Raw genomic sequence first — 9,038 nt, 5'->3', positions numbered from 1 at the left:
ATTTTGTTCGTTTCGTCGCTGTAGCCTTCTTTGTTTTCGCTACGCTCAAATACAATTTGGGCTACGCAACTCAACTCACGCGCATTCATCCCACGCTCCTAAGAGTGAGACGTGGGGCTTCTGCTGATTAAGCTAAAAAAACTTTGTAACTCACTAATATGGAAACGTCTATATCTATCTAAGTCTGATCAATCATGTCAAAAACCCCAACCAATATTAATCTTAGGTTAAGGATAAAAAGATGCTGGCTATACATAGTGTGCATAATATGGATCAGCTAAACCTCAAGCTAGAGTCAACGTTACAAGAATTACCAGTTTGGACAATACAAATAGAAATAGATCGTCCTGGTAATGAATTAGCAAAAATTTTTGCAGAAGATCCTTTGCTGCCAGGAATTATCTTGACTAAAGACAGAAAATATGCTGGCATGATTTCTCGGCGGCTGTTTTTTGAACAAATGAGTCATACCTATGGTTTAGGACTATTTGCCGGTCGCCCTGTCGAATATCTTCATAATTTCTTACAACCGGAAACATTTATTTGCCTAGAAAATACCCCCATTGTCGAAGCAACTCAAATAGCTTTAGGGCGATCGCACAAACAGGTTTATGAGCCAATTGTCATTACAGATCAATCTTATCAATATGGATTATTAGATTTTCATCAATTACTTTTAGCCCACTCCCAAATTCATGTTCTCACACTAGCTCGACTCCAAAAAGAAACAGAAAAAGCCAGAATAGCTAAAGCAGACTTCCGTGATCTTCAGCATAACTACAGCCGATTATTACAAAACGACAAAATGATCGCCTTGGGACAATTAGTAGCTGGTATTGCCCATGAAATCAATAATCCCATGAATTTTATTTATGGCAACCTCAATTATGCCATCGAATATGTTAAAGATATTCTCTACATAATGGAAAAGTATAAACAAGAACCATCCTATGGCGACACAATAGCGGAAGCTAGAGAAAAGGGCATCGAAATAGAATTTATGCTGGAAGATTTACCAAAATTATTATCCTCCATGAAAGTTGGTGCTACAAGAGTAAATGAAATTGTCTTATCTTTACGCAACTTTTCTCGATTAGACCAAGCAGAAATTAAACCCGTTGATATTCATGAAGGTATAGAAAATACATTAATAATTCTCAAACATACTTTAAAAGCTAGACCTGATCGTGTAGAAATCGAATTAATTAAAGAATATAATAACTTACCCCTAATAGATTGCTATGCGGGGCAACTAAATCAGGTATTCATGAATATTTTAGCCAATGCTATTGACGCTCTTTCAGAAAGCAATAATTCCATCCTAAAAACCCGCGAAAAGCTCCAAATTCGCATACGGACAGAACTAACTGATGATAATCATGCTATTATTAGCATTGCCGACAATGGTTCAGGCATTTCCGAAGAAGTACAAAAACGATTATTTGACCCATTTTTTACCACCAAAGCCGTAGGCAAAGGAACAGGATTAGGATTATCAATTAGCTACCAAATCGTAGTCGAAAAACATGGTGGTGAACTTTATTGTATATCTACTCCCGGAGAAGGTTCTGAATTTATTATCAAAATCCCAGTTGTCTCCCATCACTCACAAAAAAAACAGCAGAGTTTAGGAGGTAGAAGCGCAGAGCCTACGCCTATTATTCAGGAGTCAGAAGAAAAAAATAGAAAACAATTTGTGTAAGTAGAGGCTGCTGAATAAACCTAGAACTGAGATATATCAAGAGTTTGAAGGTAAAAAAGGTGAAATAAGTGCAAAGAATAAGGGTTGAAATTAGCAAAAACCTATCACTTGACCAGATTTAATACTATTCTTCTCTTCTTCTAATTCTTCCTCCTGACTGGTCACTGAGCGAAGCCGAAGTGCTGACTCCTAGCCCTCACAGACAACTTTTTCAGCAAACCCTACTTAATTAATTTTATCCAATTACTTATAGTAATTTTCCTCCCATCATCACAGTTTCTCCAGTAGGTTCTGGGGTTTCTGCCGATGGTTCAATAGTAACTGCTATAGTAGTAGTATTTGCCCAATTTTCTAAAGGTAATTTTAAAAATACTTTACCTTCTTGATTAGGAATAAATTCTGCACAAGCTACTTTTTTTCCATCCACAAACGCCCACATTCGATAAACTTTTCCTTGGGGTAATGGGGATATATTTTGTAAACTTAACATGGCTGTTTGTTCCTGGGGAGCAATTAATAAGCTACCAGAAGATTGTTGTTGATCTTTCATGCTTTTAATTGCCAGTAGACGGTTGTTAGGTTTACGTAATAAAGCGATCGCATCTTTATAACTAGATAATTCTGTTTCTGCTACAGCCAGTTGTTGCTGCAAGCGATAATTTGTAAATCCTAATGCTGTCATAGCCATAGCCCCCAAACCTACAATTAATAACATCCATATCTGCGGTTTTTTCCAAATGGGTAAAGATGGAGAAGATATCAAAGATACCTGTGCAGATTGAAGAATATTTTCCCTAATACTTTTTGATGGCGTAGTTTGCGGTAAAGATAGAGGTAATAAAGATAAGGTTATTTCTAAATTAGCTACTTCTGTTCTTAATTCTGGATTTTGTGCTAAATGTTCTTTAACTTTGACAATTTCTTCCGGGGAAAGATCCCCTAAAACATAACCTGCTAAAAGTTCATCCCATTCTCCAGCTTGTTGATTTTCCATAATTATTCCACCAAATTTGTCAGCAGTTTTCTAAGTTTTAATAATCCTTGTCTTGTCCGAGTTTTTACAGTCCCTAAAGGTATATTTAACTGTTTAGTAATTTCCGATTGACTCAAGCCATCATAGTAAGCCATTTCTAAAATTTGGCGTTGATTTTCTGGTATCTGTTGTAATGCTTCAGTGACAATTTGCGAAACTTCTGATACCGAAACTTGATCCATAAGTGGATTGTTGACATCTGGAGGTTGAGTATTTCCTAACCGTTCAACTAGTTGTAATTGCGATCGCTTTTGTGATAAACGATTAATAGCCCGCGAACGAGTTATAGTCATCAAAAAAGTTAACATAGTACCCCGATTTGGGTCATAACTAGAATTACGCCAAAAAGCTAAAAACACTTCCTGAGTTAGATCTTCCGCTTCAGTCACATTCCCCAGCATCCGTAAAGCCAAGCGATAAACAGCTTCTCCATAACGGTCATAAATAGTACCTAAAGCTGACAAATTACCGGATTTTAGAGATGCAAACACCTCTACATCTGTCTGGTTAGGTAACATTTTTTTAGAAAAACCAGCGAATACCCGTAACAATATAGTATCCTCCCGCAAGTATTAAAGCAGCACTACCAAAGCGAATTACCCAATCAGACTTATTTAATAATACCTGACGTTGTTTGACCAGTCCTGTGAATAAACTGGCAAGGAAGATAATAAATGTATACCCCAAAGCGTAAAACACCATTGTTAAAACACTAAGAAGCTGAGAACCAGTGGCGGCGGCGGCGGCTAAAACTGCAAACAGTACCGGACTAGCACAGGGAGAACTCACTAAAGCAAATGTTAAGCCAACTCCATAGGGGCCATTAATTGGTAAAGATATTTGAGTTTGGGGTAAAGGTAAATGGAAAACTCCAGCAAAACTCAAACCCATAACTAGAATAATTGCCCCAATAATAATATTAATGTAACCACGAAAATCCACAATTACAAAAGATGCAAAGGAAGAAAATAAACCAAACATACTGAGTATGGTTATATTCCCCAAAACAAATAAACCAGCCTTAATAAACGCATCCCGACGGGAGGTAATTTTGATTGTGCCAATATAACTTAAATTCACTGGTAAAAGTGCCAAAATACAGGGAGAAACACTAGCTAATAAACCACCAATAAATGCCAAAGGAAACAATATTAATGAGCTGCTAGTATTCTGTTTTCCAAACCATTGCTGATAAGTATTTTCAATTAATGAAATCGCATATTCTAAACCACTAGAAGCGGCTTCAAAATAATGTACTCCTAAGATTAATAAGATAGTTCCTAAAAATAGAATTAAAGGTAATCCAAATTTTTTGGATTTTTTGAATTGCGAATCATTCTGTTTATTTTCTGTTTCAGATAACATGATATTCTCCTAATTTGAGCGTGGTTAAAATTGGAGACATTTCGGAAAATGCCTCCTAGAAATAGTAGACTTAATACTTGTCGGTTAAGGAAATGTAGGTTGGGTTGAGCGACAGCGAAACCCAACAAAATTCTTGATAATGTTGCAATACTGCTCGGTTAACGAAATAAATAAGGCTGAAGCCCTTGAAATATCGTTATTTGTAATGCCCAAAAAAGGCTTAACCGAGTAGTATTGGATAATGTTGGGTTTCGTTCCTCAACCTAACCTACCGTATAATTACTTTTTAGCCTTAACCGAGCAGTATTGATAGTAGACTATGAAAATACTTATGAAGTCTAAAATCCTTATTTGGCAGGGTTTAAGACTAAAAACCTGATTATTTTTTACCTATCTGTGCATCTAAGACTTTTTTGTAATCATCTTGATTTGTGTTATTTCTAAACTGAGTGATCACTTTACCATTGGCAGGGTTAATAATCGCAACAGTGGAAGTTTTAGATTTATTATCTTGGAAGAATTTATATAAACCTAATTCTTTAGCTTTCTTTTCACTAGCAGCACTGGTTTTTTTATCTGTGACATCAAAAACTACAAAATTGACTTTATCTTTATACTTTCCTTTGAGACTAGATAAAGTAGGTGCAATATTTTTACATTTTGAACACCAAGTGGCATAAATATCCACTACTACGGGTTTTCCTTGCAGTTCTTTAGCTAATGATATTTCTCCTTGTTTACCCATCATTTCTTTAGGTTGAGCGCTGATTTCTTGAGTTTGAGTATTTTGGGAGAAAATACCAGCATTAACGCTATGAGTAATCCCAATCATACTAACTAAGCCGGCGATACCTAATAAGGAAAGGGTTGTAAGCTTTTTCATGATTTTGATGTGATTGATTTTGGCTTTCATTAGATATACAAAGCTCAAGCCAAAATGGATTTATCAAATTTGAGATTTTTTTAAAGATTTTTTTTATACCAATTTTTATGTATAAAGTACGGTGCGTTACACTGATGTACATACATATGATGGTGCGCTATATTGCATTAACACACCCCACGGGTTCAGTTTGATACAGTAATTTTTTATACTTATTGACTTCGCCCTGGCTTACAATCGGCAAAACTTAATGCTTCTGTGTCTAAAAAACTGGCGATCGCCATTTCAATGATTGCTTCAACGGGATAATCAATTTCAGTAGCACGAGAAATCAAGGCATCCTGAATCCATTCTGGTAAGTGTTTTAAAATAATTTCCGCATCATCGGACGAAATTTGCTCCGAAAGTTTCACTTGCATGGGTTAGGACTCCATAGGAATTTTAACGTTATATGGTGGCTCAGTTGCTCTCAAAATGATCGCCTCTAGTTCTAATAGTAGCTCAGGGTTTTTCGAGTAAGGTATTGTCTGCACTGCAATTCTTACATCTTCACTTTTATATTGATCGAGCCAAGCCCACAAAAAAGCTTTATGTCCACCTTTAAAACGACTTCTTAAACTTTTGGTTTTACCAATGTAAAGCAATCCTTGATATCTATGTCTAACTGCGTAAATACCGGGGCGATCAGGAATATCGCTAAAATCCCGGCTCAAGGGTTGGCATTGCTCAAAGGGAGTAAACGCAATTGCATCCAAAATGTTTCTTGCTTGGTTCTGGATTTCAGAGTTGTTCGTTGGCACAGAAGGTAGATTGTAGATTATCGAACTCATCATGCCACAGAAAAAGGCGCTTTACATTTCATTAACTTACCCTACAGGATTGGCGATTCCTACGGAGCGCTTCGCTATTGCACTATTGTTAGATAATTCAGTCAATATTCGTTTATTTTTGATTATAATCCTAAAATATGGACATTTTCCATTTATTGACAAATCTTTTTCATCATTCCCTTTTCTGAATTTAATTATTTCAAACTGATCGGGATTGAATTTATGTAGAAATGTTATAGGTACACCCATAAATCCTTTGTAGTCTAATGGTATGTCTTGTGTTTTATCAACATTAATACCATCATAGTTGTCATAATGGGGGTATTCAATTTCGTTTCCAAAATATCTCTTTGTGAGAGTCATATATTCGTGTCGTTTAAAAGTGTCTAAATTAGTCAACCATAGACAATTGTTTGGAGAAACTATTCTATTTCCAGAGCTATCAATCCTAGTCTCTGTGCCATAGAGTTCATAGTGTTCGGGGACAATAAAACCTGAAATACCTCTACCAAGGTTTATTCCTAACCACGCCTTGTTTTCCTTAATTAACTTAAATATTTCTTTATAGGTGATAGCATTAATATTGCCAATTATTAAGAATTTTTTATCGTATTTAATTAATTGAGCCACATACTCCCTAAATAATGAAAATGGAGGATTAGTAACAACAATATCGGATTGCTTTAACAGTTCGATACTTTCAGCACTACGAAAATCGCCATCACCTTTAAAATGAACGATGTCAGTTGAACTTGGTTTAATTCTTTCTCCCTCTAGACCTGTATATTCAAAGAAAAAACCATTTTCAACTTCTTCGGTATTAAACAAATCCCTTTCTTGTTTTCTATAACAAGCAGTCATTAATTTTTTAATACCCAATTCTGAGAAATTTGATGCGAAGTAATTAAAAAAATTGCTAATCCGAGCATCATCGCAATTACAAAAAACTACTTTATTTTTAAAATGACTTTTATAATGCTTTAACTCATTTTCTATATCTGAAAGCTGTGTATAAAATTCGTCATTTTTATTTTGTTTTGCTTTTTTTAACAAAGAGTGCTGTACTTTTCTTGCCATTATCAACCCGTATTATTCGTTATTGGTAATTTGGTTAAATATTTCACTACCTAATGCCTTAAGAGAGGACTTAGACACTTCAATCATAATATCAAACATTTTTTTTTCATCCCATTTTTCTCCATTTCCTTGTGTATAAATTGAAGCTGCTTGAATCATAATTGTTTTATCATTATGCTTAACAAATTTATTTTTACACAAATTAGTGTTAATTGGCATTCCATAATTTGCAGAGGTCAATCTATCTAATCTATTTAGCATCCCTGAATCATAATCAAGAGTTACCACCCTTCCATCAGGTCTTTTAATTGAAATAGTTTCAGTTAGAAAGTTTGACCCTTCCAGAAATAAGATGTAGGGAAAATGGGATTCAGATAGCATAAAATTAGCAATTTCTGATATGTTTTTATGCGCTCTTTCTATTGTGTTACCAGCAGCCATCAAGTCTTGATTATTATCTTTACCAACTAGTTTTCCTTTTTGGATATTTTCAATGTCTTGCCCTTGATGTTTAGCTTCCGTTACAAGCACCACCCTCCAATTACCGTTATCGTCTTTTACTTGAATTATTCCACCATCAGGTTTAATACGTGAATTTGGCACAAAAAGTGTTTGCCCTAATTCTGAATCAAGTTTCTGTAACGCTTCGTTTATTTCTTTTTTACTTATGCTTGTTTTGTATTTAAAAGATAATTGAGGAAATTCCTTTTCAAGCTGTTTAATTACAAAGCGTGAAATTTGTCCAACTGCTATATCGTGGGACTTTGCTTCATTTCCAAATATACCAACTACACCTTGAGACTCTTTATGTTGATTCGTTAATCTTTTTGATTGATTTTTTTTAGACATATTGTTTCTTTACTATTACCTCATTTTTACTTAAAACTTTCGGTACTTTGTTCTCTTTATGTACAATACTTTTTAATACAGGTATATAGTAAACATTACAGGCGATTCTTGTCAAGTTATACAGGATTTTTCTGTATAATACACCAGTGTAGTGGGATAGGACTTACGCATTGACAAAGTAGTAAAATAGTGTATTGATAAAAAGTATCATCTACTTATCAGGTATCGGACAATTAGAAAAATCAGCAAACCTTCCACAGCACAATGCAATCTGGAACATTACACTCTGTTTTTGCTATCAGAGCCAAAGCATGGAGGATGTTGTAGATTAGCAGAAATATTAGAAAACGTTTCACATGATAGCGTCAACAGATTTTTGTCGAGAGAGAGATACGAACCAAAAGATTTATTCGATTCCGTGAAAGAAATTATCAATATAGTAGGAGGGATTTTAAGTGTTGATGACACAGTCATAGAAAAATTGTATAGTGACCCCAAAAATGCCGAATTAATCGGTTATTTTTGGTCTGGCAAATATCATAAAAGCATCAAAGGATTAAATTTAATAACACTGTATTACAGCGATGTGTATGGGAATTCAGTACCAATAAATTATAGAATATATGATAAAAAGGAGGGAAAGACAAAGAACGATTATTTCCAAGAAATGCTCAAAGAAGTAATTGATTGGGGTGTACAACCAAGAATAGTAACAGGAGATAGTTGGTACTCAGGAGTAGAAAACTTAAAATTTTTAAGAAACCAGAAATTGGGTTTTCTATTTGGGATTGAGAAAAATAGAACTGTATCAAATGAACCTGGAAAGTATTGCCAGGTGAGAAGTTTAGAAATTTCAGATGAAGGATTGAGAACTCATTTGAGAGAATTTGGATTTATTAAATTGTTTAGGAAAGACTTCAAAAAAGAAGACTCTAGGCACTATATATTATATCTACCAGATGAAGAATCTCTCCAGGAAATAACCAGAAGCGAATTTGTAACAATTCATGATACCCATTGGGGAATTGAAAGTTTTCACAGAGCCATTAAACAAGTATGTGGAATTTGTCGATTTATGGTGAGAGATAGCCAAGCAATCAAAACACACATATTTTGTTCACTTCAAGCATTTGTTCGTTTAGAAAAAATGCGCTCTGAAAACATAATTTCTAATTGGTATGAAGTGCAAAGAAACTTATTCACTTTAGTTGTGCGCGACTACATTGTGGACAATCTTACCAATGCTTGTGCTGCTTCATCAACATAGATTCATTTTTTTGTCAATGCGTAAGTCCTATT

At 34.7% G+C, this 9,038-nt stretch carries 10 protein-coding genes; 2 read left to right on the top strand and 8 right to left on the bottom strand.

Annotated elements, in window-relative coordinates; genetic code table 11:
• The first annotated feature begins 241 nt into the window (after positions 1-241).
• Positions 242-1,702, top strand: a complete 1,461-nt coding sequence (locus PN471_RS03665; RefSeq protein ID WP_271775705.1) for a sensor histidine kinase — start codon at positions 242-244, stop codon at positions 1,700-1,702.
• A gap of 247 nt (positions 1,703-1,949) precedes the next feature.
• On the opposite strand, the gene PN471_RS03660 is transcribed toward PN471_RS03665, so the two are convergent.
• From PN471_RS03660 to PN471_RS03625, 8 genes are all read right to left on the bottom strand, one after another.
• A complete protein-coding gene (locus PN471_RS03660) occupies positions 1,950-2,696 on the bottom strand; it encodes an anti-sigma factor (RefSeq protein WP_271775704.1) in 747 nt (248 codons plus the stop codon).
• 2 nt (positions 2,697-2,698) lie between these two features.
• On the bottom strand, positions 2,699-3,253 hold the full coding sequence (locus PN471_RS03655) for a sigma-70 family RNA polymerase sigma factor (protein ID WP_271775703.1): 555 nt from the start codon (positions 3,251-3,253) through the stop codon (positions 2,699-2,701).
• Positions 3,254-3,257: 4 nt separating this feature from the next.
• On the bottom strand, positions 3,258-4,100 hold the full coding sequence (locus tag PN471_RS03650) for a cytochrome c biogenesis protein CcdA (RefSeq protein WP_271775702.1): 843 nt from the start codon (positions 4,098-4,100) through the stop codon (positions 3,258-3,260).
• Positions 4,101-4,479: 379 nt separating this feature from the next.
• A complete protein-coding gene (locus PN471_RS03645) occupies positions 4,480-4,983 on the bottom strand; it encodes a TlpA family protein disulfide reductase (RefSeq protein ID WP_271775701.1) in 504 nt (167 codons plus the stop codon).
• 212 nt (positions 4,984-5,195) lie between these two features.
• Positions 5,196-5,402 carry a hypothetical protein gene (locus tag PN471_RS03640; protein ID WP_271775700.1) on the bottom strand — a complete coding sequence of 69 codons (207 nt, stop codon included), beginning with the start codon at positions 5,400-5,402 and terminating at the stop codon, positions 5,196-5,198.
• A 3-nt stretch (positions 5,403-5,405) separates the two neighbouring features.
• Entirely contained in the window at positions 5,406-5,738 is a 333-nt protein-coding gene (locus PN471_RS03635; protein ID WP_442867128.1) for a GIY-YIG nuclease family protein, read from the bottom strand.
• A gap of 111 nt (positions 5,739-5,849) precedes the next feature.
• Positions 5,850-6,890, bottom strand: a complete 1,041-nt coding sequence (locus PN471_RS03630; protein ID WP_271775698.1) for an adenine-specific methyltransferase EcoRI family protein — start codon at positions 6,888-6,890, stop codon at positions 5,850-5,852.
• A gap of 12 nt (positions 6,891-6,902) precedes the next feature.
• The gene (locus PN471_RS03625; protein WP_271775697.1) at positions 6,903-7,739 is read right to left on the bottom strand and encodes an EcoRI family type II restriction endonuclease; all 837 of its coding nucleotides are present in this window, start codon (positions 7,737-7,739) and stop codon (positions 6,903-6,905) included.
• Positions 7,740-7,971: 232 nt separating this feature from the next.
• Between PN471_RS03625 and PN471_RS03620 the strand changes: the two genes are divergently transcribed.
• Complete coding sequence (locus PN471_RS03620; protein WP_271775706.1) at positions 7,972-9,006, top strand: IS701 family transposase; 1,035 nt, start codon at positions 7,972-7,974, stop codon at positions 9,004-9,006.
• Positions 9,007-9,038: the final 32 nt, after the last annotated feature.

The sequence above is a fragment of the Aphanizomenon sp. CS-733/32 genome (assembly GCF_028330045.1).
Lineage (GTDB): Bacteria > Cyanobacteriota > Cyanobacteriia > Cyanobacteriales > Nostocaceae > Dolichospermum > Dolichospermum gracile.
The sequence above is the reverse complement of the archived record's forward strand: the minus strand, read 5'-3'. Positions and strand labels throughout refer to the sequence as shown.

What these genes read in the sequence shown, in the direction of transcription:
- PN471_RS03625 (WP_271775697.1), bottom strand. Translation starts at nt 7,739, where the DNA reads ATGTCTAAAAAAAATCAATCAAAAAGATTAACGAATCAACATAAAGAG.
- PN471_RS03660 (WP_271775704.1), bottom strand. Translation starts at nt 2,696, where the DNA reads ATGGAAAATCAACAAGCTGGAGAATGGGATGAACTTTTAGCAGGTTAT.
- PN471_RS03665 (WP_271775705.1), top strand. Translation starts at nt 242, where the DNA reads ATGCTGGCTATACATAGTGTGCATAATATGGATCAGCTAAACCTCAAG.
- PN471_RS03645 (WP_271775701.1), bottom strand. Translation starts at nt 4,983, where the DNA reads ATGAAAAAGCTTACAACCCTTTCCTTATTAGGTATCGCCGGCTTAGTT.
- PN471_RS03650 (WP_271775702.1), bottom strand. Translation starts at nt 4,100, where the DNA reads ATGTTATCTGAAACAGAAAATAAACAGAATGATTCGCAATTCAAAAAA.
- PN471_RS03655 (WP_271775703.1), bottom strand. Translation starts at nt 3,253, where the DNA reads ATGTTACCTAACCAGACAGATGTAGAGGTGTTTGCATCTCTAAAATCC.
- PN471_RS03640 (WP_271775700.1), bottom strand. Translation starts at nt 5,402, where the DNA reads ATGCAAGTGAAACTTTCGGAGCAAATTTCGTCCGATGATGCGGAAATT.
- PN471_RS03630 (WP_271775698.1), bottom strand. Translation starts at nt 6,890, where the DNA reads ATGGCAAGAAAAGTACAGCACTCTTTGTTAAAAAAAGCAAAACAAAAT.